This window comes from Limosilactobacillus avium, from assembly GCF_947381485.1.
Lineage (GTDB): Bacteria > Bacillota > Bacilli > Lactobacillales > Lactobacillaceae > Limosilactobacillus > Limosilactobacillus avium.
Genome location: NZ_CANCWN010000011.1, coordinates 17,831 through 42,114, shown reverse-complemented (window position 1 = coordinate 42,114; position 24,284 = coordinate 17,831). Strand labels below are relative to the sequence as shown.

The window sequence follows — 24,284 nt, the reverse complement described above, 5'->3', positions numbered from 1 at the left end:
GCGTCAGACGGGGAACCCACTATGGAATTTAAAGAATTGCTCGCCCGGTTAGCGGCTTTCTTTACAACCTGGAACGTGAAGTATGTGCCCGCTAATCAGGTTAATCGACTACAGATTCAGCTGATTGGGACGGAAGTTCATTACCTTTTTAATGGGCAAATACTGTGCTCAATTGAGATCTTAGAAAATCCAAAAATTAAACAAACTTTGCGAATCAATCCCGGTGCGGCGGAACAGCAAATACTGATCAGTATTCTAGGGACGACCCGTTCATTGGTTGTTGATTCGCGCTTAAAAAGGTGCAAAACGTTGCAGAACGGCAGGAGATTGTAATCCTCCTGCTTCGTCTCTACCATTCACTAGAGAAGGAGCTCGTTGCTTGTTACCCAAGTTCGAAAAAGGAACTTGACCGGGAGTTCTTCTTAAACCGCTTTGCTGATACAGCGGAGGCGGCTCAATATGGGGTTGAGGTTGAAAAGTTTCGTAAGTACCTCTACGACCGGGTTCGTGTCCAAGAGGAACCTGCGGTCTGGATTGAAAGACGAGAAAAATATATTCTCGGGATGTCAGTGACTGAACTGGACCTGATACTTAAGGCTAGCATCTTTCTCGGGAATGAAGAGGTCCTCTTCTCCCAAGCTTACGACTTGGTTCGGCAAATTTCCTTATATTAAAAGCGGTAAGGGGCTGAAAACCCTTTACCGCTTTTTTAACATAAGCTAGTTAACATAATTCTTTCTATGCGGATTAAACAACTGACGCATCTCACTCACGGTCAAGCCAATATTCTTGCTCTGGAGCACCATTGAAATGACAGAAAGGCCAGCAACCCCAGTTGCCAGTGTCTGGGCCATGTTGGCGGAATTGATGCCACCGATTGCCACGACCGGGTGGCTACTTAAGGAAACCAGCTGCTTTAGCTTTGGTAAGCCAATTACCGGGTCCGTATCGTCTTTTGAGTGAGTGGTAAAGACCGGGCCACTACCAATGTAGTCGATTGGTAGTGCATTAGCCTTTTTCACCTGGTCCACTTGATTGCAAGAATAGCCGATTATTAATTTACCATGGGCGCGCTGGATGACTTCCTCAATCCGTTGATCTTTTTGGCCAACGTGGACCCCATCCGCGGCGACTTTTAGGGCGAGTTCCTCATCATCATCAATCAATAGGGGGACCCCGTATTTGTGAGTCAATTTACGAAGCGCCCGCGCCATTTCGACTTTTTCATTTGTGGTTAACTTACTGGTGCCTTTTTCCCGGTACTGGAAAGCTGTGATCCCTGCTTTTAGTGCCTGCTTAACCTTGTCTAGAAAGGCAGCGGGGTCGTTGTTCACATCCTGGGTGCCACCAACTAGGTAGGTCTCAAGCATGCGTGGGTTGAATTTCACTTTTGCTCACTTCCAATCTTTGCCCAGTGGTTCAATGGCCCGTGACCATGACCGACGTTAATCCCATTCCTGATTGTCGCTTCTACGTACTCTTTTCCCGTTCGGATGGCCTCTTCCATTGAATGGCCCTTGGCTAACTCAGCCGTGATACAAGAAGAGATTGTGTCCCCGGTGCCGTGGGTGTTCTTCGTGTTTATCCGGTTGGCGGTTAGCCAGAAACTGTGCCCGTCTTCCAGCAGGACAAAATCGTTAGCCTCATTTGCGTTTGTGAAGTGTCCACCTTTGACCAGCACGTTTTTTGCGCCTAAGTTTTGCAGCGCTTTTCCGGCCTTTTCCATTTCTTTCTCAGTAGTAATCTTTAGGCTCGTTAATTCCTCAGCTTCAGGAAGGTTGGGGTAACCAGACTAGCGTGGGGGAGGAGGTGGTCACGGACGGTTGCAATTGCATCGTCACTCAATAACTTGGCACCACCCTTCGCAATCATGACCGGGTCAACGATGACGGGGCCAAAGTTATACTTTTTGAGGTTGCGGACCACTGCCAAAACCCGGGGCACATCAGCTAACATCCCCGTTTTGCAGGCCCGAATTTTAAGGTCCGCCGCCAGCGAAGCAAACTGTTCGTCAATCATTTTAGGTGGCATTGGGAAGGCGTCCTGAACACCCAGGGTATTCTGTGCAGTGACGGCCACAACCACCATTGTTGCAAAGGCACCGCGTTCCTGCATGGTCTTAAAGTCGGCAGCAATTCCGGCGCCTCCGCCACTATCAGTTCCGGCAATCGTGAGTGCCTGTGGAAAATCATTCGTCATCAGTAAGGATCCTTTCTATCATTAAATCTTGATCGCTAAAATTGCTTAGGGCGTCTAAGAAACGAACCTGCCAGATGCCGAGTCCGTTAGCACCTTGGGCGGCCTTGGTGCCAGCAGTGGTGATTATCCGGCAGCCGATTAGTCCCGCGATTAGTGGTGCAACGCCGACGCCGAGTAGGGCGCCAATGGTACTCGAGAGAAGGTCACCGGAGCCAACGTTAGTCGCCAGCCAGGGGGTGGAGCATTGGTTTCGGTAGATTGCCTTACCATCAGTGATAATGTCCTCCTTTCCGGAGAGCACGACAACGCATTGGTACAGGTGCGCACATCGGCGGGCAACTTCGGCCTGGTCCTTTTTACCCGAACCAGCATCAATCCCATGACTTTCCCATTGTTCGCCTGCCAAAGCGGCAATCTCACCTGCGTTCCCGCGAATGATTGTAAAGGCATACTGATCCAGTAGCTGTCTTGCCAGCTGGGCCCGGTAAGCAGTACTGCCACAAGCGACCGGATCGAGAACCAGAGGTGTTCCTGACTGGTTGCAGCCGCGGCACCGTTATCAAATTCGGCTTCTAATGGCTGGTAGGGGGTACCCAGGTTGATTACCACCGCCTGGGCAAGCTTAGCAAGTTCTAAAGCTTCAGTAGGCTGAAGAGACATTATCGGTGAGATGCCCAGCGCACTCAGTCCGTCGGCAACTTTACCGCTAGTTACGGTGTTAGCAATGGTGAATACAATTGGGTGCTGGTTACGTAGTTGGGAAATGATATGTTTGTTCATTGGCCGCCTCCTAACAAAAAAGACCAGGTCAAAAAACCTGGTCATTAAACAAGATGTGCATTTTCCTTCGCAAGTGTCAACTTAACAGGTTCGTAGGGTCCACGGATCTAACCGTATCTCAGTCTGGGAAACAGACACCCCTAATGCAAAACGATTATTTGATTAAATATATTATACACCAACTAATTGCTAAGCGCTAGTTGACATAATGCACGATATGACAGTTACTCGAATTTAAAGTTCTGAACAACTTTATCAAGGTCTTCCTGCTCAATCCCCAAATAGTGACGGGTATTACGTTCTGATGAGTGGTTGAATAGTTGGGAGATAATTTCTACGTTCACGCCTTTCTTATATAGTTGGCGTCCGAAAGTCTTCCGAAAGGAGTGGGTACCTAGTTTGGCGGCAATCTTCGGGTCACCGGTCTTCCTCCCCATCCGTTGCAGCATTTCATAAAAACCGTGGACCGAGAAGTGGCCATCCTGTTTCCCAGGAAAAAGGTAGTCGTTTTCATCATGGTAATCGAGGTCATTCAGGTAGTTAATAATTTCCGCCAGACAATTATTCCAAAAGAGGGTCTTTGCCTTACCGGTCTTTTGCTCAATCACCCGGGTCTTAGTCTTGTTTAAGACGTGTCCCACGCGAAGGGTAACCACGTCAGAAGCACGGAGACCATTGTTGAGAGCAATCGCGATCATCAGGAGGTTGCGGTTAACGAGTTCCGGACGCGAATATTTCTTAATTGTCTCCTCTAACTTTTCGTATTCGTCCAGGGTCAGAAATTTAACGTTTTCTACCCAAATCTTTTTCCGCCCCTTTATTTGGCCATTGGTCTTGTTTTTGGGAACATATATCCGTTTTTTTTGCTTAGTTGACATAATTACCATTCCTTTGACTAGTTCTCTAGGTAACGAATAAGACCCGGCAAATACTCCTCGCCTTCCTTTTTCCCCCGTTCATAAAGGCGGCGAATCTTCTTAACGTTACCTTCCACTCGTTTAATCTTAATTGGCGATTTGGGAGCAATGTTGTAGAGCTGGCCATCTTTGGCGAGTTTATTAATCTGGTTAACCTGTTGGTTATAACGGACGGGCCGCATTATCCCCGCTTCAGCAAAGACCGGATATTCCTTATAAAAGCGGTGGTACAGTTCCTTAACAGGCTTACTGGAAGGCTTCTTGCGGTAGTTAACATCCCGGGTGCGGACAACAACGATCTTGTCATAGCCCTGTTGCTGGGCAACATCATACGGGATGGAGTCAGTAATTCCACCATCAAGGCAGAGTCCCTGAGAAGTACGCTGCGGGTCTGACAGGAAGGGCATTGATGATGATGCTTTGAGCGCGGCGGTTAACTCATCACCAACGGGATCGTTGAAAAGAATAGTTTTGCCGCTCTCAACCGAGGTTGCAACGGCGGTGAAGTGCGATGCCGAACGGCGGTAGGCTGCCTCGTTAAAATTCTGCCAGGAATATCCATGATCTTCAAAGAGGTAATCAAGGTTAATAACCTGCTTTCGGAAAATCCGGGTCATTGAAATGTACTTCCGGTCGTGCCGGTGGTTGATGTTGATGTTTGCTGCCCGACCATACTGCTTAGATACAAAATTAACCCCGCACAGTGAACCGGCGGATACACCAATTACGCTACGGAATTCAATGTGGTGTGCTAAGAAGGTGTCAACGATCCCCGCAGTGTACTGGCCACGAAAGGCGCCACCTTCAAGAACTAAAGCTGCATTGTATAACATAAAAACTCAAAACTCCTTATTCAAGTAATTAGGAGGGTATTAAGTGGCCTAATTACGTGAGACACTTTTTAAAAAAATTATACAACAGTCTTACACAAAAATACATCGATTTAAAAGCCTATTATACCGGGCTTCTTCGATAAATATTGTAAGACTCTTTTATCAAAAGAGTCTTACAAAGCATTATTTTCCCTGGAAAAATGATTAAAAAAGGTATTTAGCTCTCAGACGATCTGAAAATCATTTTGACGGGTACTTGATCATCTTAGTTGCGCTCAGAGCTAATTGTGCGCTATGGTAAAATAACATCAGAACCTGTGAAATATTCAAGGAGGAAAATTATGTTAATTACCACAACCGAAAGAATTCCCGGGCACGATTATGAAATTATCGGGGAAGTATTTGGTGTCACGACCCAGTCCAAAAACGTCTTTAGCAATATTGGGGCGGGACTGAAGAATATCGTTGGTGGCGAAATTAAGGCCTACACTAAGATGCTCCATGAATCTCGGGAAGCGGCAATTTCAAGGATGACTGACGAGGCCCATAAAAAGGGGGCCGATGCGGTAGTGATGATGCGTTTCGATTCCGGCTCAATCAGCACGGACATGCAGTCGGTTGTTGCTTACGGAACGGCAGTAAAATTTAAATAGGAAGAAAAAACGGCCGCGGTCATCCAGTCCTGGATAATCGCGGCCGTTTGAGCAGCTACTTATTGTTTTCTTCATCACTAATTTCTTTTAAAGCCGCCCTTTGCTGGTGCTGATCAACGTGGGTGTAAAGGTCTGTGGCCGAGGTGCCCTTTTGTCCTAGCTGCTGGGCAACCAGAACCTGATCTTTAGTAACTTCATACATTTCTGAAGCCAAGGTGTGACGAAGCTTGTGGGGCGTCAGGGGGTGGCCGAACGCGGTTGAATACTTTTTAACCATTCGTTCAATCGAATTAGCAGTCATCCGCCGGGTTGCACCATGGTAGACCGTTAGAAAAAGGGCGGTATCTTTCTTGAGGGCGTGGTAACGCTGAGCCCGAATTAGCAGATAGTCCTTAATATACTGGGTTGCCCAGGGAGCAATTGGCACCGAATCCTTTTGCCCACCCTTTCTGACCACGTCTAAGAGTCCTTCTTTAATGTTGAGGTCAGCGAGGTTAGTGTTTGCCGCCTCAGAAACCCGGACGCCGGTTCCGAGAATTAGGGCAATTATCGCCACGTCACGTTCCTTATTGCGCTTAAATGCTGGAAGGGCCCGCTTGTCACACTTCTGGGGATAGGTATTATTAATGAAGTTGATAAAGTCAAACTTCATCTGACCGCGATACATATGGGCCGCAAGGGTGTGGGCACGGTAATTCAGGGTTTTGGTATCATTTAGTGAATCAATCTTGGCCATGACATTACGGTAAAAGTATGACTCACCGTCATTAACATCGGCGGTGACCGTCAAAAACTTAAACAGTGAGCGGAGGGCATTGATTGACCGGTTAATTGAGGTCGGTGAGTTGAGGTGCCCCTGACTGTTTTGGGTGTGTTTTAAATGGTCAATGTATAGCATGATGTCATTGCGACGGAGTTTTTCAAGCACCTTGGTACTGATTTCGCGATTGCTTTTGGCGTCACAAAGACCGCTGATACGGAGCCAGTCAAAGAAACGGCGAATTTCGGTCAGGTATTGGTAAGTCGTTGTTACCGCGTGGTTGGTTCCCAGGTAGTATTCGTTTACGTAGTCGGGGAGCTTTTTCAGCTCGTCTTGAATTAGATTCAGGTACTTATCAGCTTCCATTTTTTCCTCCTTTAAAATCTCTTCTTATTATTATAAACTGTTAGGCACCAACAAGTGTAGAAGAAGGGAAGAATATGAAAGCCTTATCGCTTTATCCCCAAAATGCGGCGGCTGTTGCTTGGGGTGAAAAACTGGTGGAATACCGGAGCTGGCAAACAAAGTATCGGGGGCCCGTACTGATATGTGCAAATGCCCGCAAAACTTGTGGTTACTTGTCCGGCTACGGCTTATGTGTCATGAATCTGGAAGGAATCTACCATTTTCCTGACAAGACTTTTGGATGGCGTTTTTCGCCCTTTCAAACGGGGAAGTCTTACCATATCGAGCCGGTACCGGTTAAGGGCCGCCAACGACTATTCGAGGTTCCGGATCATTTGATTAAGCCTGTCTCTTGGGAACGGGACGGTCAAACTAATGAGCAGGAAAAGCATGAATGGTGGGCCAATGTTTACCTGCCACTGATTGAAAATAAATAGGATAAAATAAACCGGGAACAGCAGCTTCAAGTGAAGTTGCTGTTCCCGGTTAAGTCGTTATCGGAAAAACAGGATTCGAACCTGCGACCCCCTGGTCCCAAACCAGGTGCTCTACCAAGCTGAGCTATTTTCCGAACTTATTAGTGCTCTTTAGCGAACGCTTATTATTCTACCAAGTAGTCCGTAAATAGGCAAGTACTTTTTCTAATTTCCTTGAATTTCTTTGAAAAATCTGCTTGGTAGTTCATCACAAAGCCATACCTGGTCATTACCGATGTAGAACTCGATGCCTGCTTTGCGGGCGGCCACTGTATCTACCTGGAGAATTACGGGGTGACTATCATGACGCATCCCCACCGCCCGCGCAGTCGCAACATCAGTAGAAAGGTGAACAAACTGGCGCTGCATCGGCAGTAGACCAAGTTTGTCGATACTGGGCATGAAGCGCCGCGCTGTGCCATGAAAAAGAATGGCAGGAGGGACCGCTGCTTGGTGCTTAATTATTCCCGGGATGGAATGACCATAGAGCGCACAGATCTTGTTTCCCCTGATTGCAAAGCGCTTCTTATTTGATCTAGCGATTACCTCATCAATCGTTTCCTTAGTCAGGGCAGGTGAGAAGTGGTGGACCCGGTTCATTGCGGCAATGAAGTCATCAAGGTCGGTGTAGCCATATTCATTCAGGCTAATTCCATACTTTTTGGGGTTATGGCGCAGGGCATAGGACATCTTTTTACTGATAAATTTTAATTCACGGTTAGTGATCGTACCATCTCCCATTACGATAATTGAATTATGTTAACTAGCTTATTTCATTCAATAATATTAAACCACATTTCCCCTAAACAAGCTATTTTGGGTGGCCCATAAATTACGTAATTTATGAACTAAAGTGACGTCATCAACGGCTTAAAATGGCTTTGACGAATAGTAACGCGACTCCTATAATTAAAAGCGTTGTTTATAACATATTTAACAACATAATTTATGATTGGGATGGGGTACATAGTATGTCAATGATTGAATTCCATAATGTTGAAAAATATTATGGAAAATTTCACGCTCTAAAAAATATCAACCTGAATGTTGATGCCGGAGAAACGGTGGTCTTAATTGGTCCATCCGGTTCAGGAAAAAGTACCTTGATTCGGACCATCAACGGTCTTGACCCGATTCAGTCCGGTAAACTGATTGTTAATAATTACGACCTTTCCGACAAGAAGACAAATATCAATAAGCTCCGTCGGGACGTCGGGATGGTCTTTCAACACTTCAACCTCTACCAAAACAAGACCGTTCTGGAAAACATTATGCTGGCGCCGCGGATTGTCCTCAAGCGCCCTGAAGACGAGAACCATGAATTGGCAATGCAGCTTCTTAATAAGGTTGGGCTGGCCAACAAGGCCGATAGCATGCCGAGCCAGCTCTCGGGTGGGCAAAAGCAACGGATTGCAATTGCCCGAAGCCTAGCAATGAAGCCTAAGTGTCTCCTCTTTGACGAACCGACAAGTGCCCTTGACCCTGAAATGATTGATGACGTTTTGGACGTTATGAAAGACATTGCCAAAAACTCAAACTTGACCATGCTGGTGGTGACGCACGAAATGGGCTTTGCGCGGGCGGTTGCCGACCGGGTTATTTTCATGGCCGATGGGCAGATTCTTGAGGATGACTCAACCGAGAAGTTCTTTGGCGACCAGCCATCTACCGACCGGGCCCGCGAATTCATGAGCAAGATCAGTGGCCATCTGTGAGGGAGGGGTGATTAGTCATGCGTAAGATTTGGCGCTTGATATCAGCCGCCTTCCTGGGGTTAGTGTTACTGACCTGTTTGTCCGCTTGTGGGGCAAAGTCAGTCGCTGAGCAGGATGTCTTGACCACCGCCCAGAAGACCAACAGGATCACCTGGGGGGTAAAAGCCGATACCCGCTTATTCGGTCTCGAAAACATTCGGACCGGCAAACTGGAAGGCTTCGAAATTGACCTGGACAAGGCACTGACCAAGAAGATCTTGGGCCACAATGGGAAATGTACCTTTGTCCCCGTCACCAGTGGGACCCGGGTTCCCTTGCTGAAGAACGGGAACATTGATGCGATTATGGCCACGATGACCATTACCCCGGAACGGGAAAAACAGGTTGACTTTACCCATTCATACTTCGATGCGGGCCAGTCCCTGCTAGTTAAGAAGGGGAGCCCCATCAAGAATATCCAGGACTTGAACAAACCGGGCAAGGTTATCTTAGGGGTTTCGGGTTCTAATTCCGTCATGAACGTGGCGAAGTTTGCCCCGCGGGCCCGGGTCCTGCAGTTATCCGACTATGCCCAGGCGATGACCGCCCTGAAGTCCAAGCAGGGTGATGCCTTGACGACGGATAACGGAATCTTGTACGGGATGGCCGCCGAAAATCCCCACTACGAGGTGGTTGGTGGTAATTTCACTAAGGAGCCCTATGGAATTGCGGTAAACAAGAACCAAAACCGTTTTCGCAAGAAGCTCAACTGGGCACTCGACCAGGTTGAAAAAGACGGTACTTACAACCGTCTTCTCTTGAAGTGGTTTGGTCATGTCAAAGGATTTAATTACCAGGAGATGAAGCGGTAATGATTAATTTAATTTCGAGCCAGTGGTAACCGCTCCTGTTGGGGTTATGGAACACCATCCTCTGCAGCGTGATTGCCTTGATTGGCAGTCTAATTATTGGGACATTCTTTGCCCTTTTGGAAATCTCACAGAAACGGGTTATTCGGGTAATTGGTAGTGTCTACGTTGAAGTCTTTCGGAACATCCCCTTACTGGTGATTGCGATGGGCTTCTTCCTGATTGTGCCCATGTATATCGCCAAGATCAACGGTTTTACGGCGGGCACGATTGGCCTAACCCTGTACACCTCCGCCTTCATTGCCGAAACGGTCCGGGCGGGAATTAACTCCGTTGAAACGGGTCAATTGGAAGGGGCCCTGGCCAACGGAATGACCTATACTCAGGCAATGCGCTACATCATCCTGCCCCAGGCGTTTAAGGTCGTAATTCCACCACTAGGTAACCAGTTTATCAACCTGGTAAAGAACTCCTCCGTTCTGGCCTTCGTTGCCGGCTTCGACCTGATGTACCAGGGAAACTTGATTGCAAACGACACCCTACAGACGATGCCGACCTACTTCATCGTCGGGGTGCTCTACCTGATTATCACCCTGCCGCTTAGCTATTACATGCGGCACCTGGAAAAGAAACTGGCTTAAGGGGGTGGAACAAATGCAAAACTTCATTGATGCCTATTCCTGGATCAACATCCGCTTCCTTTTACAGGGGTTGTGGGTCACAATTGAAATCTCCGTGGCCTCAATCGTTGTTAGTTTTATTTTAGGAACCATCCTAGGTATTATTCGCTACGAAAAATTTAAGTACCTTTCCGCAATTGTTGGTTTTATCATTGATATTATCCGAAACTTGCCGTTACTGTTGATTATTTTCTTCACCTATTTTGGCTTGCCAAATATTGGAATCAAGCCCGAAATTATTCCGGCCGCCATCCTTGCCATGTCAATCTTTGAGTCGGCAATGGTCGCCGAAATCGTCCGGTCAGGAATTAATTCAATCGACTACGGGCAAAACACTAATTACATTATCCCAATGTTCGTTGCGCTGGCGGTCCTGTACTTCATTGTCTGTTACTCATTGTCATTACTAGCTAAGTACCTGCGCCGGCACTTAGCCTAGCAGGCTTTCCAAAATTATTAAAGGCCCACTAATGTTCATTTTCTTTGAACGTTAGTGGACCTTTTCTGTTGTTTACTTACTCTTCTTCTTCCAGATAATTGAAACCAGGGCGGCACAGGAAAGCCAAATGAGGCCAATCAGGCTGACCTTGGCCCCCGTCAATAATCCGGGTACCTGGTAGGTAAAGGTAACGTGGTGTTTACCCCGGGGCAGCCAAACCCCGAGAAAGGCTTGGTCGGTGCGGACGGTCTTAGCGGGATGGTCATCAACTTTGACGGACCAACCCGTTGAGTATGGAATCGAGGAGGTCAATACCCCCGAACGGTCTGTTGTGATTTGGCCCCGGAAGCTATTCCAACTGAAGTGGATGTCCCTAAGGGCATGGCGTTGGATTGCCTGAACCTGCTGGTCGTAATGGCGACCAAGCTTAACGGCCACGACCCGGTAGTGGAGCTGGTAGTTTCCCAGCTTGGACGGCTGGAACTTCAAACTTACCGGAAGCTTACCATTGTAGTAGCCAATGTTTAACGTCGAGTTTGTTACCCGTTTGAACAGGGACAGGACATTTTGCTTGGCCTGGATGACACTGGCTGTGCCAAACTTACTATTATAATTGAGCTTAAAGCTAATGTCGGGTGACCCGTTCAAGACGTGGTAGCGCCAGTACTTATACTGGTTATAACGCTGGTTGATAACGCTTCCCGGATTAACGGCCATCTGCTGGAGGTGTTGCTTGTCATACTTGATTTGCTCGCGCATCGTAAATGGGGTGTACTTAATCTTGGAAAATTCAATGTGCAGTTCACTCCCCCGGTAGCGGCGCGCTACCGCCGTATTCTGCAATTCAGGGAACTGCAGTTGGTAATACTCATCGCTATCGGTGTATTTCAGATGGTGAGGGTTAACCTTATTTAGCCGGTTTGAAACCAGTTGACTCTTTATTACGGTGGCCCGGGTTAACTTAGCTGGGCGCATCCCCTTGGTCTTGCCATCAACAAGGACCCCACTGGCCAGGGCGCGCTCCTTTTCACTTGGCGATAAACGCTGGTAACGACCTCTACTGATGTAATTACCTTGCCAATACATCAGTGGGAAGGCCTGGTTACTCTTGTAACGAATTGTCTGGGTGGGCACCAGCAACTTCTTGTTGTTCTTGATGCTATTTGGGCTCGGCTGGCCAACGTCGTAGTTGATGACGGGGTCAGTTGCCTTATCGAGGAAGTAACCATGCGGGATCTTCAGGGCGTTTTTCCCGTTGCTCTGGACAAAGAGGTAGCGAACACCGAAGAAGTTATTCATCACGGACCGGTCATCGGCCTGCCGGATGGGGATATTCGCCTGGTACTGGTTATTCTGCAGGGAGTTATTGAATTGACCGAGGTACTTGTTCTGCAGGGAATAGTAGGAGTCAATATTATGCAAGCCCGAGGTTAGGTCGTTATCGAGGTTGGGTCCGAGGCCATCGGGACTAGTGTTATTATTAATGATTTGGTTTTGACTGACCGTCGAGACCCGGTAAAAGGGGTTCTTCTTAAGGCCCTTGTCAAGGCCACCATAGCGATTCGCGGTGATGGCCTGGTACTCACCCCGGCTGAGCATCATGGTTGAGAAGTTTCCCTTGGCGGGGAAGGCGGAGTAGATAGCGTTAAATCCAGCATTGAGCAGGATGATCAAAAGCAGGTAGCGGTCGAGTTTGATTGCCGGCTGAATCTTTACGGCCCAGAGAGCCATTAGGGAAACGATCAGGAAGATGACGGGTACAAAACTGTCATCCTTGTTGTCAAAGAAGTAGGTGGCGGTCAGGACCAGGACGTAAATCCCGGTGGCCAGGCTCAGAACATTTAGTTCGTGCCGGCTGATTACGGGGGCATGCTGGACCAGCAGGCAGACGGCCATTGCTAACGGCAGGTAGATCAGTAATGTCCACCGGTTCGATGCCGACATCATTCCGTTGAAGAACGCACCCACCGCGGGAATGAGAAGCATCACCAAAGAACAGAAGAGGCTAATGGTCAGTAAGGGATACTGGCGGGAGTGCATATAAATGTAGACCAGGGCGATGAACCCAATTGACACGATTCCAAGCGCCGTCCAGTACATGAAGTACCACTGCCCACCGTTGATCAGTTGCTTGGGTAAAAAGAGGTAGTAGTAGAGCGGGTAAACCTTGAGTCCGTTGGCAAACTCGGCACCAGTCCGCGTCGAGTTGGTGATGGCCATGATCTCGGGAACCAGCATCACAGCGGACACTAGAATACTAGTAATTGTGGCAAAGGCGAGTTTAGCAAACGTCTGTAAGTAATTGAGCCGGTGGCGGTAGTGGGTCAGGACCCGTAATACCAGGTAGGAAAAGGCGCCGATACCGAGAACGAAGGCCAGGTAGTAGTTGCTAACCAGCATCCAGATGAATACTCCCGTCAGCGGCCAGGCACTGCCTCCCTGAAGGACCTGTTCAATCTGGACCACAATTAATGGGAAGAGGATGAACGGGGTTGTGAAGAAGGGCTGAGCAATACATGCATAAAGGAGGAAGGCGTTCACCATGTAGGTAATCGCCCCCGCCAATATCACGTTATCACGGAATTTGAAGTGCTGGGCAAAGTAAACAAAGGCTAAGCCAACACAGTACATTCGGATAATTCCGATTACCTGGTAAGCTAGTGTTATCTTAGCGGCCGGAAAGAGGAGGGCGAGGTAAGCGAAGACGTCGCCAATTGTGTAATAGGAATAGACCTGGAAGGTATCGGTCCCCAGCCCCATTTGCCAGGACCAGAAGGAAAAGTGGCCCGGATGGTGAAAGAAATTGATTAGTGCCTGGCGATAATTAGCCAGCAGGGGCACGTGCTGGTTCAAAGCATCCTTACTAAGGATAAAGGTGTGTCCAGTCACCAGGTATGTCCCAAAAATACAAGCCGCCAAGAAGATGAACACCAGGGTGTACTTCAGGTAGAGCATCTTTAATGGGCGCTTATTTTCAAATGAAAAATTCATTATATAATAACTCCATCTCAATATTTCAAATACTAATATTTTAGCATTTTACAGCCAACAATGTGAATATCAATTAAGAGACTAGTGTAGTTGTGAGCTAACTAATTATTCCAAAGTCGTTCATATAAATATCCGGACAAATTCCCTTGATTAGCTTTTTATTATAAGTAAAAAGCAGTTAATTTTGAAAGCGGTTACTGTTCAGAAAGGATTGGTGCTATACTTTAGGCGGATTGTTATTGGACAAAATGGATGGAAGTGAATATTATGCTAAAGAATATTGAAATGCCCAAGTTAAGTCCCAAGTCTGATGATTACTTTTTCGGTACTTGGAAGAAACAACCCGGTGACCAAATTAAGAAGGGTGACCCGCTCTTTGAAGTGGAAACCGAAAAGGTAATTAGCGAAGTTCCAAGCGACTTTGCTGGAGTACTTAAGGAGCAAAAAGTCAGCGAAGGCGATCCCGTCTCTGTTGGGGATGTTGTTGCAACAATCGAAGTTGATGAATAGAAAGGCTGGCTATTATCTATGACCGAAAGTTTAGCTTCAAAAAAGCCAAGTTGGTTAAAAGTTCGCTATGATGAAGAAAAGGTTGAGCACGTTAGTAAGCTGTTAAACAAGCTCAACTTGAATACCGTCTGTGCCGAAGCAAACTGCCCAAACGTTGGTGAGTGCTTCGGGACGGGAACAGCGGCATTTATGATTTTAGGACCTTACTGTACGCGGAACTGTCGCTTCTGCGATGTTCCCCATAAGCGCCCAGCACCCGTTGACTTGAAGGAACCAATGCGGGTTGCTAAGGCGATCAAAGAATTAGGTCTGAAGCACGTCTGTGTTACCAGTACTGACCGGGATGACCTTCCCGACCTCGGGGCTGACCAGTTTGTGCGGGTTATTAAGGCAATTCGGGAGCTGTCACCCCACACGACAATTGAAGTCTTGACACCCGATTTCCAGGGCAAGACCGATCTTGTACAACGGGTCTTGGATGCCCAGCCGGATGTCTTTAACCACAACATCGAAACGGTTCGCCGGGTTACACCACTGGTTCGTGACCACCGGGCAACGTATGATCACTCATTGAACGTCTTACGTTACGCTCACGAACACGCTCATGAAGGAACCTACGTTAAGACCGGGATCATGCTGGGCCTGGGTGAAAAAGACGATGAAGTTTACCAGACGATGGATGACCTGATTGATGCTGGTGTTGACTTCCTTTCCATTGGCCAGTATGTCCAGCCTTCACCAAAACACTACCCACTCAAGGAATGGGTCCCCGTGGAGCGCTACCAGAAGTACTATAACGTTGCGATGGATAAGGGCTTCAAGTTCGTTGCCAGTTCACCACTTGTCCGGAGTTCCTACAAGGCTAGTGCTGAATTAGCCTCCGTTGGGGTAAGCCGGTAATGATTTTCATTCAAAGCATGGGGCACCAGGCAGCTGATAACTTTGCTTTGGAATACTGGCTCACTAAGAAGGGGTTTGACAACCTCGTTTTCTTACTATGGTCAACTGACCCCACCATTATGCTGGGCAAATACCAGGACGCGTTAGCCGAGGTCAACCTGGAATATGCTGACTTACACCACTTGACGGTGGCCCGCCGGTTATCGGGCGGGGGAACTATCTTTACGGATCGGGGGAGCTTCCAATACTCCTTCATTAAGCCGTCAGTAAAGCAAACGATTGACTTTGATAGTTTCCTGACGATTATCTGTAACGCTTTGACCGCACTGGGTCTGCCGCTGAAGCGCTCCAGTCGAAATGACCTGACAATCAACGGGCGCAAGTTTTCCGGGAATGCTCAATACAACCGAAATGGTTACGTGGTTCACCACGGTAGTCTCCTTTTCGCTGCCAACATAGATGAAATGACTGCGGCCCTCCATGTTGACCCAATGAAGCTGAAGGCTAAGAAGATCTCTTCTGTTCACCAGCGGGTTCTCAACCTGCGGGACTTTCTTCCTGGCTTATCTGCGGAAGAGTTTGCCAGTAAGTTAAAGCAGGCGGTTCTTAACCAGGCCGGTAACGTAGTGAATTATTCGCTGACTAGTACTGACCGGGACGAGATTCAGGCGATCAAGGTAAAACTCTTTGCTAATCCGTCCTTTGTCTACGGGCAAACTCCACAGACAGCAATTACGAAGGAAAAGTACTTTACAGGTGGGGGCCTTGTTAAGCTTGCGGTGAACGTCGACCATGGTTATTTAAAGCAGATTCATATTACTGGTGACTTTTTCAGTAACCTGGATGTCCAGGGACTAGAGAAGGCGCTGGCTGGGAAAATGTTTCAGCCTGCAACAATTCGTCCGGTGTTGGACCAGTGGTTGCAGAAAACCCCAATTCAAAATATTACTACCGAACAAGTTTTAGATCTGTTGTTTGGGTAAAGTGAATCCAGAGAGGCTATGGCAGTCTCCTGGATAGTTGAAAATGCTATAGTGTATTAGTATATAAAGAGGGCGCTAGTGTTCGAATTTTCCGAACGCTAGCGCCCTCTTTGTGCTTTCTGGGGTTTCGCTTTTATTCCATTGTCCTAATAGTGTGGTAACCTTCGTGGATCGCGTTCATGATCTTACGTGGCTGCAATGCGTCACCGATAACATTTGCGTGGTCGTCAAAGAGAGCATAGAGGTCATTGCTGAGCTGGTCGTTTGATTGAAAACCAATCGCGTTCAGAACAGTATCACAGTTCAGTGTTTGCGCTTGCTGTTGGTCATCAAGGTATGTGACTTGACCATTTTGGACCTCTTTAACTGTCGCACTCGTGTGGACGGTAATATTATCTGCGGCAACCTTCGCCTTTAAATGTTGTTCGTTGTTTAAGCACTCGTTAGCGTTTTGCAGGATATTCGGTAGCTGTTCGAACAGGTCCACCTGATAGCCTTGTTCGGCCAAATCGCAGGCAGTTTCGGTTCCCGTAAGCCCTGCACCAATCACTGCAACGTGGTGACCACGATCAATACGGTGGTTAAGATATTCAACCGCGAAAGCCGCGTTTTCCTTCATTCCGGAGATAGAAGTCGTGACTGGTGAGGATCCCGTAGCAAGGATTACTTCATCAAACCGACCTTGGGCCTGTTTAAGGTCGGCTTTTGTTGCCTCTTTATCGTAAATAACGTTTACCCCGTCCTTATTACATTGGGTAACTAGGTAGTTAAGCAGGTTCTTAACATCGTGCTTAAATTCCGGAGCGCCAGCGGCCCACAGCAGTCCGCCGAGACGGTCGGATTTCTCCCAAATAGTTGCCTCAAACCCGCGTTTCTTGGCAGTAATTGCCGCTTCCATGCCAGCGGGTCCACCACCGATTACGAGTACTGCACGCTTTTTGTCGTCTCTTTGTGGCAGGCGGAAGGATTTTTCAGCGTAACATAGCGGGTTTACTGTGCAGTAGTAGTGCTTTCCAGAAAAGCCGGCAGCAAGACATTCGTTACAGCCAATGCAAGGTACAATGTCGTCCGTGTGGCCGGACTTGACCTTCTTAACCCAGAACGGGTCCGCAAGCATCTGCTTTGCCAGGCCAACGTAGTCTAGGTCACCATCGGCTACGACCTTCTTGGCAGTTAACGGATTCTTTAGCTTCCCGTCACCAAGGACGGGGATGCTAACAACTTCTTTGACGGCTTTCTGGACATCAAGCTTACTTGCCTCGGGACTATAAACCGTTGTGATTGCCTGATACCATTGTTCATAGCACCCAGTATCAACGTGGAGGGCGGTTACCCCAGCATTTTCAAGGATTTTAGCAATCTTTAGACCCTCGTCCAGGGTCCGGAAGCCTTTAACCCGCTGATCAGGCGTGAACTTAACAATAACTGGGAAACCATCTGGTACATTATCCTGAATGGCCTTAATACATTGTAAGGTGAAACGCATCCGATTTTCGAGCGAGCCGCCGTATTCGTCAGTCCGGTTATTCCACTGCTTGGACTGAAACTGATCTAATAAGTAGCCACCGTAATCGTGAAGCTCAATCGCATCCGCACCAGCATTAATGGCTAAACTTGCGGAGTAACCCATCCTTTTAACTAGGTATTGGATATCTTCCTCACTAAACGGCTTGCATTTAAGGTCTGGAAACCAGAAGGACGGTACACTTCCTGCACTATAAGGTGGGGTGAAGGGGTCCGTGAATTGTTGCCGACCGAGGCCAGGGGAGAGCTGGACACAAACTTTTGCCCCGTAGTGGTGACAACGGTCAATTAGCATATTAAGCCTTTCCACATGGTGAAAATTAGAGAGTTCGGTACATGGCCGGGGTTCAAACTTAGTTGAAATGACGTTAGCGCCGGTAATGATCATTCCGACACCACCCTTGGCACGTTCTTCAAAGTAATTGATGGCTTCATTGTTATAGGAGCCATCCGCTTCGCCAGTGGTGCCCATCGGTGACATGAACACGCGGTTCTTAAGCCGCATTGTTCCTAGTCTTGTTCGATCAAATAAGGAATTCATAGTAGTTGCCTCCTGCAATCGATAAACATGTGGTAATTAACTAAACATAAGCGCTTACATTTATTTCACAAATAAATTATAAATGAATATTAATATTATGTCAATGTGAGAATGGTCACATGCCTATAATTGCTTTATAATCAGCAAATACTGGGATTAATGATTATTAATATATTTGGGATTTTGAATACCGTTTAAGAAAATAATGATGATTTCATCAATTGATGTACTATCTGGAGAAATGTTGTGGTTAAAGGTATCAACGATAAAACAGCTCACGTTACTATATGCTAAGTAGATCAATGTGAGCGGGTCCATTTGCCGAAAATAGCCTTGCTGAATACCATCACGTGCTATTTTGATCCAGGGCTGCATGATTGAGTCAATCCATTGGTCAGATTGCGATATTTCAGGGTTGATGGGACTATTGAAGATACTATTAGTGAACAGAAAAGTCGTCGGCTGTATCTTTGAGAAATCATAGATGGCGTGCATATAAGAAGCCAATTTAACGTCCGGGGCACCGTTTTTGCTGACGTGGTCGATGATATACTGATTAAGGCGCTCGCATGCTTCGTGGTATGTAGTGATAATCATGTCTTGCTTATTCGCAAAGTAATTATAAGCAGTTGCCACTGATAATCCAGTCAGCTTGGCAACTTGACTCATTGAAACGCTACCATAGCCATCATTAGTGATGATTTTGGCAACGGCATCCATAATCAAAGTTCTGTTATTACTTTTGTTTGCCATAAGAGCCTCCATTTTTATCCGTTATTCTTTTAAAGTTTAGCATAGACTGGGGAAAATAATTTTGTGTCGTGCACAGAAAATGCAAGATAATGGTTAAAATGTAGCTTGCTGATGGGCAGCAAATAAGCATATTTTCGGGGCGGTTCGTTTTTTGAATTGCATTAAAACTATAATTTTAATGACAGGTTGATTTTAAAGCTTTGGCCCTCCTCTTCAACGTCTTCATTAGTAATTACTGGACATCCTACTTAGGAAATGTATACTATTTTTAATTGTTGCAAAAGGAAGTGCCTATCCATGCGTTCAATACAGATTCGCGTTGCCCAGCCAGCTGATGCTGAGCAGTTATTAGCAATTTATGCGCCTTATGTCGAGAAGACGGCGATTACTTTTGAATACACGGTTCCCACGGTGATGGAGTTCCGAAGAAGGATGGTTCAAACCCTGAAACGGTACCCGTACCTGGTTGCCATTGAAGGTGGTCGCCTGGTCGGATACGCTTATGTCAGACCATTTCATGCTCGAAAAGCTTATGATTGGTCGGTTGAGACATCAATTTACGTTGCGCCAACTGTCCGCCACCACGGAATCGGTAAACAACTATATGACAAAATTTAGGCCGTCTGTCGTTCAATGAATATTACAAACCTCAATGCCTGCATTGGCTACCCGCAAAGCGACGATGATCCATACCTAGATACAAACAGCGCTGCTTTCCATCGCCACCGCGGCTTCCAACTTGCTGGCCACTTTCATAGTTGCGGTTACAGGTTCGATCGTTGGTATGATATGATTTGGATGGAAAAATTCATTGGTTCGCATGAAAAGACGCCCGCTCCAGTTAAGAATTTTGATTCGGTAAGGGCCCGGTTTAATTTAAGCTAAAGGAAGTGGTTTCGTCGCGCATGAAAAAGTACTTATTCCTAATTAACCCTGCTGCGGGAAGTGGCAAGGCAGCGAATGTCTGGCGTATGTTGCAAACTTTGCTGGCTAAGGAAAACGTTGACTATGATTTTTGCTTCAGTAAGCATCCCGGCCATCCCCGCGCAATCGCCAGAGTGACCGGCAAACATCGAAAATACGACTGTCTGGTGGTGGTCGGTGGTGACGGGACACTACATGAGGCAATTGATGGCCTTTACCAGCAGGCAAAACATGAAAAGTTGATGGTGGCCTACATCCCCGCGGGTACCGGTAATGACTTTGCGCGGGGGTACGGGATATCGACCGACCCTCAGATTGCCCTTCAACAGGTTCTAAAAAACGACCGACCGCGGGAAATTAACATTGGCTGCTTTCAGGAGCTAACTTCAGGCAAGCACGGGATCTTCTTAAACAACATTGGTATTGGTTTTGATGCAGCCATTGTTCACGCCACTAACCATTCCCGGCTAAAAAGCTTTCTGAACCACCACCATCTCGGAACGCTTTCCTACATTGCCAAGGCAATTCGGGTGTTTTTTACCCAGCCGACCTTTCAAACAGTAATTAAAGGTGGGACTGGGGTGGTTACTCTTTCCCGGACGTTCCTACTGATTACCAGCAACCACCCTTACATCGGGGGCGGCATTGTCCTTGCTCCCGACGCTCAAATTAACCACCATGAGCTGGAGCTGGTGGTCGTTGAAAAGATAAACTGGTGGTCCCTGCTGGCTGCCATGTTAATGTTTGCTAGCGGTCGCTTGATCTATTCGCGCCAGGCACGGGTAATTCGTGCGCGTAAGCTTGAATACCAAATCAGTAGCTCGCAGGATTGTCAACTTGACGGTGAAGAACCGGGGAAATTGCCCTACCACCTTCGCTTAACCTGTGACTCCTACCCGTTCTGGGAGAAGACCTTATAAAATGATATAATTTACTAGCGAAATAAGGAGGCTGACGGACAAATGGCAGAAGCAGAATATGATGAGAATGGTTTTCGCGAGGATCTTAAAAACAGTAAGGACGTTTTGCACCAACCGGATGCCGATCGCTCGGCCTGGGACCTCACGGTGTTGGACTATGATCAAACAATGGATGTCTTGAACGGCAAACTGGCGGTTAAACCCAATTTTAGCTTTGCGGATGATGTACTCAACAAAATTAGGGAAGAAAAACCACAGATAGATTCTGATGAGGACCTTAATAGCGTGATTGAGGACAAGTACCAGCAGATACTATTAGCCCGCTACAATGAGGACCAGGCAAAGAACGTCTCCCGCAAAGTAACAAAAGACGACGATGAATAGCAAAAGCCACTGCAGTCAGCAATTGATTGCAGTGGCTTTTGTCGTTAGAAATCATGTCGGTAGCTGACCGTGCTCCTTCCCTGGTGCGCGGTGACAATCAGCTGGTCAGGAATCTGGTCTTCTAGTTCAGTAACGTGACTGATGATCCCAGTCATCCGGTGGCCACCAAGCGTCTGTAATGAGCGTAGGGCATCCATCAGTGCCTGCTGATCCAAAGAACCGAAGCCTTCATCAATAAAGAAGGCGTCAATGCTGATTCCACCACTCTGCTCTTGGATAATCTGACAGAGAGCTAGGGAAAGGGCCAGTGAAGCCATAAAGCTCTCACCCCCTGATAATGTCCGGGCACTACGCGTTTTACCGGCATTATCATCGTAAATATTGACCTCTAAGCCCGTCCACTTTGCACCGGCCCCATGACTCTCGTTAGCAAGCTCAAATTGGTACCGGCCGTTCGTAAGTTGAGCCAATTGCGAATTGGCCACAATTAAGACGTCCCGGAAATAAGATTGAAGGACATAGCGCTCCAGACTGATGTGGGTACTTGTATTTCCCGCAACAACGTCGGTAAGTGCTTGTAATTCACCGATACGCTCATCTAATTGTTGATTATTACTCATTAGCCGGGCAAACCTACCCGTGATTTCCTGGGCTAGTTTTTGCTGTCCCCGCACTTGGCCAATTTTTTCTTGAATGGCCGCTGCTTGCCGTTGGGTCGCCGACAAGGAGGCCTTAGTCTTCTCAATATCTGGCTGCTTTTTCCCCTTTATCTGGGCCTGGAGACGGTCCTGCTGGACTTGTGTATCGTGCAAGGCACCCTGGTACGTTTGAACCCTTTGTTGATATTGTTCCAGTTCGTTTAAGTCTTCTGCGGCTTCCTGAAGGAAAGACCAGGACAGGTCACGGCGGTAATCATTTAGGGCGTTGGTAAGTTCCGTATGAGCTTTTCCAACCTCTTCTTTCAACTTTGATTGATTTTCCTTTGCTTGACTAATTTGGCTGCGGACAACGGCAACCTCTTCGGCCAAATCCTGTTCTTTACTCTGGCAACTTAATAGGTGTTCCTTATGCTTATCAATTTCTCGTTGCCATTTTTTAAGCTGATTTTTAGCGACTTCACTGTCGGTGAAATTAGCCGGCAACCTCCCCTGCTTTTCGTCCAGCCTGGTTTGACTCGTCGCTAAATCCCGGCTTAATTGGGTACCGGCCGCCTGGACCCGGCTGAGCTTATCTTGTTGCCCTGTTAGCTGATCATTGACGGCGCTTAATTGATGTTGCCAGTCGTGAACCTGTTTCTGCTGGTCTCGCAGGTCTTTCTCCTGTTGTGCGAGTTGGTCGCCGTAGTCAGCAATTAGTTTCTTCCCATCGTCTTTCGGGAGCCTATCAACACCGAGACCCTTACTAACCCCCGTACGTGATTGATTAATCTGGGTACTCAGCTCACTAGCGGTCCGTTCTCCCTGCCGCAGCTGCTCACTAAGTTTGGCAACAGTGGTTCGCAAGCTTTGTAGCTCGGCAAGGGCCTGTTTGACTTGCCCTTCGGTGACCACTGGTCCGTTTTGGGAAAAATGGGCTGGCTGGGGGTGGTCAAGTGCACCACAAACTGGACATGGACTACCCGGTTTTAAACGGCTAGCTAATTCAGCAATTTGCTGGCGGGCGTACGCGTCGTTAAGATCTGCGTATTGGCCCTTTTGGTCATCGGTAGCAGTCTTTTGACGTTGGAGTTTATCCGCTAGTTCTTTATTCTGCTCCTGAAGTGCTAGTTGCTTGTTGACCAGTAATTTAAGTTCCTGGCTTTCCTGAAGCAGGCGCTGGTATGCGGCCTGCTTCTTGGCAATTTCGACCTCTTCTGCAGCCAACTGGTCCTTGATTTTCAGTTGGTCAGTAAGCCGTGCCTGTTGACTAGTCAAATGGATTACATTATCCTGGACAGCTTTTTCCTGTTTTCGGTTATCCGTAACTTCCTTAGTCAGTGCCGCCAACTTTGTCCGTGCCGCATCAACATCTTGAAATAGCGGAAGCACTTCTTTTAGCTGATCATGCTGACGTTTCAAGTTGTTAATCTTTGCTTCCTGGCCCTGAAGACTATCCAACTCTGCAGCCATCGCCGCATGCTTAGTATGCGTATCGGCTAATTCTGTACTTAACTCCCCTATTTTGTCTTCCAGCTGGTCGTTACGTTTCTTGTCAGACCGCCACTGGTGATAGAGCAACTGATGCTTTTGAAACCACTGGAGGTCGTTTACTCGGTGGGAAATCTCCTCAATGCTGGGCCGCTGTTCAAGCAGGGCTTTCTCCTTCTTTTTGACCTCCGCTAGCTCCTGGAATGCCTTTTTGAGTTGTTGCTCACTGTGTAATTGATCATTGTACCCATCAACATCCTTTTGTAGCTGCTGCTGGCTGGCTTTTAAACTACTGAGCTGTTGGCCCAACGATGCGGAATACTCCGCTGCAGCGCTACCCCACTGACTATTTGGTAACTGGGGATCGACCTGGGTAAGGGATTCCTTGGCCGACTGGATTTGTGTTCGCTGCTTTTCCCAGTTGTTTTTCTGGCCCCTGAGTTGGCCCTTGAGCTGGTCAGACCATTTAGCGTATAGACTGGTCCCGAAGAGGTCCCGCAAGAGTGCTTCCTTATCATTACTATTGGAGTCTAAGAATTGACGGAACTTGCCCTGGGGTAAGAGGACAATCTGCTTAAACTGGTCCTTAGTCATGTTGAGAAGGTCCACGATAAAAGAATCAACATCCTTTACCTTAGTTAGCTCGTGGGGTGCAGAAGAGTTTAGCGGGTAGATGAGGCTAACGGCCTGATTGTGCTGGATCAATTTCCCCCGCTTGCCTTGAAGAACCTGTTTGGGGCGCCGGGTTATCCGATAACTTGTCCCCTGGTGGTTGAAGGTGAACGATACCTTGGTTTCCTGATCGGCGGGAGCAAAGTCGGAACGCAGGTCCGTTGCGGAGCGGTCACGATCGTTTGTTGTTTGGCCAAAAAGGGCGTAGCACATAGCATCAAAGATTGTCGTCTTCCCCGCTCCAGTGTTTCCGGCGACAAGAAAAAGGGGGCGGTCATAGAACTGGGTAAAGTCAATTGCTTCATGCTTATATGGCCCAAAGTAGTCAAGAATGATATTCTCTGGTCGCAT

23 protein-coding genes, 1 tRNA gene, 3 pseudogenes and 1 riboswitch are annotated in these 24,284 nt (G+C 47.5%); of the genes and pseudogenes, 14 read left to right on the top strand and 13 right to left on the bottom strand.

Translation table 11 applies throughout. The features are described from left to right. Positions 1–21: 21 nt before the first annotated feature. Both QOS01_RS05195 and QOS01_RS05190 read left to right on the top strand, forming a co-directional pair. A complete protein-coding gene (locus QOS01_RS05195; protein ID WP_283621393.1) occupies positions 22–333 on the top strand; it encodes a hypothetical protein in 312 nt (103 codons plus the stop codon). Continuing rightward, a complete protein-coding gene (locus tag QOS01_RS05190; protein WP_283621392.1) occupies positions 300–674 on the top strand; it encodes a hypothetical protein in 375 nt (124 codons plus the stop codon). Before QOS01_RS05195 ends, QOS01_RS05190 begins: the two co-directional genes overlap by 34 nt. A 45-nt stretch (positions 675–719) precedes the next feature. Here the strand turns inward: QOS01_RS05190 and thiE are convergent, their stop codons facing one another. From thiE to QOS01_RS05160, 6 genes and pseudogenes are all read right to left on the bottom strand, one after another. Further along, on the bottom strand, positions 720–1,388 hold the full coding sequence (thiE, locus tag QOS01_RS05185) for a thiamine phosphate synthase (RefSeq protein WP_283621391.1): 669 nt from the start codon (positions 1,386–1,388) through the stop codon (positions 720–722). After that, a pseudogene (gene thiD, locus QOS01_RS05180) lies at positions 1,385–2,199 on the bottom strand (bifunctional hydroxymethylpyrimidine kinase/phosphomethylpyrimidine kinase). The gene thiE and the pseudogene thiD overlap by 4 nt, the downstream one beginning before the upstream one ends. Next, on the bottom strand, positions 2,189–2,722 hold the full coding sequence (locus tag QOS01_RS05175) for a hydroxyethylthiazole kinase (protein ID WP_283621408.1): 534 nt from the start codon (positions 2,720–2,722) through the stop codon (positions 2,189–2,191). Before QOS01_RS05175 ends, thiD begins: the two are co-directional and overlap by 11 nt. A 119-nt stretch (positions 2,723–2,841) precedes the next feature. Continuing rightward, positions 2,842–2,979 (bottom strand): annotated as a pseudogene (locus tag QOS01_RS05170) (hydroxyethylthiazole kinase); the annotation flags it as partial. Between the two features lie 45 nt (positions 2,980–3,024). Beyond that, positions 3,025–3,131: riboswitch (TPP riboswitch) on the bottom strand. A 72-nt stretch (positions 3,132–3,203) separates the two neighbouring features. After that, positions 3,204–3,857 carry a site-specific integrase gene (locus QOS01_RS05165; protein ID WP_047767022.1) on the bottom strand — a complete coding sequence of 218 codons (654 nt, stop codon included), beginning with the start codon at positions 3,855–3,857 and terminating at the stop codon, positions 3,204–3,206. A 17-nt stretch (positions 3,858–3,874) separates the two neighbouring features. Further along, positions 3,875–4,729, bottom strand: a complete 855-nt coding sequence (locus QOS01_RS05160) for a patatin-like phospholipase family protein (protein ID WP_283621390.1) — start codon at positions 4,727–4,729, stop codon at positions 3,875–3,877. A 341-nt stretch (positions 4,730–5,070) separates the two neighbouring features. Between QOS01_RS05160 and QOS01_RS05155 the strand changes: the two genes are divergently transcribed. Then, complete coding sequence (locus QOS01_RS05155) at positions 5,071–5,382, top strand: heavy metal-binding domain-containing protein (RefSeq protein ID WP_283621389.1); 312 nt, start codon at positions 5,071–5,073, stop codon at positions 5,380–5,382. A gap of 55 nt (positions 5,383–5,437) precedes the next feature. On the opposite strand, the gene xerS is transcribed toward QOS01_RS05155, so the two are convergent. Next, positions 5,438–6,508: a tyrosine recombinase XerS gene (xerS, locus tag QOS01_RS05150; RefSeq protein ID WP_283621388.1), complete on the bottom strand. Its 1,071-nt coding sequence runs from the start codon at positions 6,506–6,508 to the stop codon at positions 5,438–5,440. A 74-nt stretch (positions 6,509–6,582) separates the two neighbouring features. Here xerS and QOS01_RS05145 point away from each other — a divergent pair, with 74 nt between their 5' ends. Then, the gene (locus QOS01_RS05145; RefSeq protein WP_283621387.1) at positions 6,583–6,984 is read left to right on the top strand and encodes an ASCH domain-containing protein; all 402 of its coding nucleotides are present in this window, start codon (positions 6,583–6,585) and stop codon (positions 6,982–6,984) included. Between the two features lie 60 nt (positions 6,985–7,044). Here the strand turns inward: QOS01_RS05145 and QOS01_RS05140 are convergent. Together QOS01_RS05140 and QOS01_RS05135 are read right to left on the bottom strand one after the other, a co-directional pair. Then, positions 7,045–7,118: transfer RNA gene (locus tag QOS01_RS05140), tRNA-Pro, on the bottom strand. Between the two features lie 70 nt (positions 7,119–7,188). Then, positions 7,189–7,764 (bottom strand): RNA 2'-phosphotransferase, encoded by a 576-nt coding sequence (locus QOS01_RS05135; protein ID WP_283621386.1) that lies wholly within the window; start codon positions 7,762–7,764, stop codon positions 7,189–7,191. Positions 7,765–7,994: 230 nt separating this feature from the next. Between QOS01_RS05135 and QOS01_RS05130 the strand changes: the two genes are divergently transcribed. Genes QOS01_RS05130 through QOS01_RS05115 form a run of 4 tightly spaced genes read left to right on the top strand, consistent with a single transcriptional unit; the run spans position 7,995 to position 10,705 of the window. Further along, positions 7,995–8,738: an amino acid ABC transporter ATP-binding protein gene (locus QOS01_RS05130; protein ID WP_283621385.1), complete on the top strand. Its 744-nt coding sequence runs from the start codon at positions 7,995–7,997 to the stop codon at positions 8,736–8,738. A gap of 17 nt (positions 8,739–8,755) precedes the next feature. Beyond that, on the top strand, positions 8,756–9,589 hold the full coding sequence (locus QOS01_RS05125; protein WP_283621384.1) for a transporter substrate-binding domain-containing protein: 834 nt from the start codon (positions 8,756–8,758) through the stop codon (positions 9,587–9,589). 35 nt (positions 9,590–9,624) lie between these two features. Then, positions 9,625–10,227 carry an amino acid ABC transporter permease gene (locus QOS01_RS05120; protein ID WP_283621407.1) on the top strand — a complete coding sequence of 201 codons (603 nt, stop codon included), beginning with the start codon at positions 9,625–9,627 and terminating at the stop codon, positions 10,225–10,227. 13 nt (positions 10,228–10,240) lie between these two features. Then, entirely contained in the window at positions 10,241–10,705 is a 465-nt protein-coding gene (locus QOS01_RS05115; protein WP_283621383.1) for an ABC transporter permease subunit, read from the top strand. Positions 10,706–10,777: 72 nt separating this feature from the next. Here the strand turns inward: QOS01_RS05115 and QOS01_RS05110 are convergent, their stop codons facing one another. Further along, on the bottom strand, positions 10,778–13,696 hold the full coding sequence (locus QOS01_RS05110; RefSeq protein ID WP_283621382.1) for a YfhO family protein: 2,919 nt from the start codon (positions 13,694–13,696) through the stop codon (positions 10,778–10,780). 267 nt (positions 13,697–13,963) lie between these two features. Between QOS01_RS05110 and QOS01_RS05105 the strand changes: the two genes are divergently transcribed. From QOS01_RS05105 to QOS01_RS05095, 3 genes are read left to right on the top strand one after another with little or no spacing between them, the layout of a single operon-like run. Beyond that, entirely contained in the window at positions 13,964–14,206 is a 243-nt protein-coding gene (locus tag QOS01_RS05105) for a biotin/lipoyl-containing protein (RefSeq protein WP_283621381.1), read from the top strand. 18 nt (positions 14,207–14,224) lie between these two features. Beyond that, on the top strand, positions 14,225–15,106 hold the full coding sequence (gene lipA, locus QOS01_RS05100) for a lipoyl synthase (RefSeq protein WP_283621380.1): 882 nt from the start codon (positions 14,225–14,227) through the stop codon (positions 15,104–15,106). Beyond that, positions 15,106–16,089, top strand: coding sequence for a lipoate--protein ligase (locus QOS01_RS05095; RefSeq protein ID WP_283621379.1), 984 nt, complete (start codon positions 15,106–15,108; stop codon positions 16,087–16,089). Before lipA ends, QOS01_RS05095 begins: the two co-directional genes overlap by 1 nt. A gap of 133 nt (positions 16,090–16,222) precedes the next feature. On the opposite strand, the gene QOS01_RS05090 is transcribed toward QOS01_RS05095, so the two are convergent. Beyond that, complete coding sequence (locus QOS01_RS05090) at positions 16,223–18,154, bottom strand: NAD(P)/FAD-dependent oxidoreductase (protein WP_283621378.1); 1,932 nt, start codon at positions 18,152–18,154, stop codon at positions 16,223–16,225. Between the two features lie 156 nt (positions 18,155–18,310). Beyond that, positions 18,311–18,907 carry a TetR/AcrR family transcriptional regulator gene (locus tag QOS01_RS05085; protein ID WP_283621377.1) on the bottom strand — a complete coding sequence of 199 codons (597 nt, stop codon included), beginning with the start codon at positions 18,905–18,907 and terminating at the stop codon, positions 18,311–18,313. A gap of 297 nt (positions 18,908–19,204) precedes the next feature. On the opposite strand from QOS01_RS05085, the pseudogene QOS01_RS05080 reads away from it, so the two are divergent. The 3 genes and pseudogenes from QOS01_RS05080 (at position 19,205) to QOS01_RS05070 (ending at position 21,135) form a co-directional block, all read left to right on the top strand. Further along, positions 19,205–19,792, top strand: a pseudogene (locus QOS01_RS05080) (N-acetyltransferase family protein). Between the two features lie 20 nt (positions 19,793–19,812). Next, entirely contained in the window at positions 19,813–20,751 is a 939-nt protein-coding gene (locus QOS01_RS05075) for a diacylglycerol/lipid kinase family protein (RefSeq protein WP_283621376.1), read from the top strand. Between the two features lie 42 nt (positions 20,752–20,793). Next, the gene (locus QOS01_RS05070) at positions 20,794–21,135 is read left to right on the top strand and encodes a hypothetical protein (protein ID WP_283621375.1); all 342 of its coding nucleotides are present in this window, start codon (positions 20,794–20,796) and stop codon (positions 21,133–21,135) included. 44 nt (positions 21,136–21,179) lie between these two features. Here QOS01_RS05070 and QOS01_RS05065 read toward each other — a convergent pair whose 3' ends face one another. After that, positions 21,180–24,284: an AAA family ATPase gene (locus QOS01_RS05065; RefSeq protein WP_283621374.1), complete on the bottom strand. Its 3,105-nt coding sequence runs from the start codon at positions 24,282–24,284 to the stop codon at positions 21,180–21,182.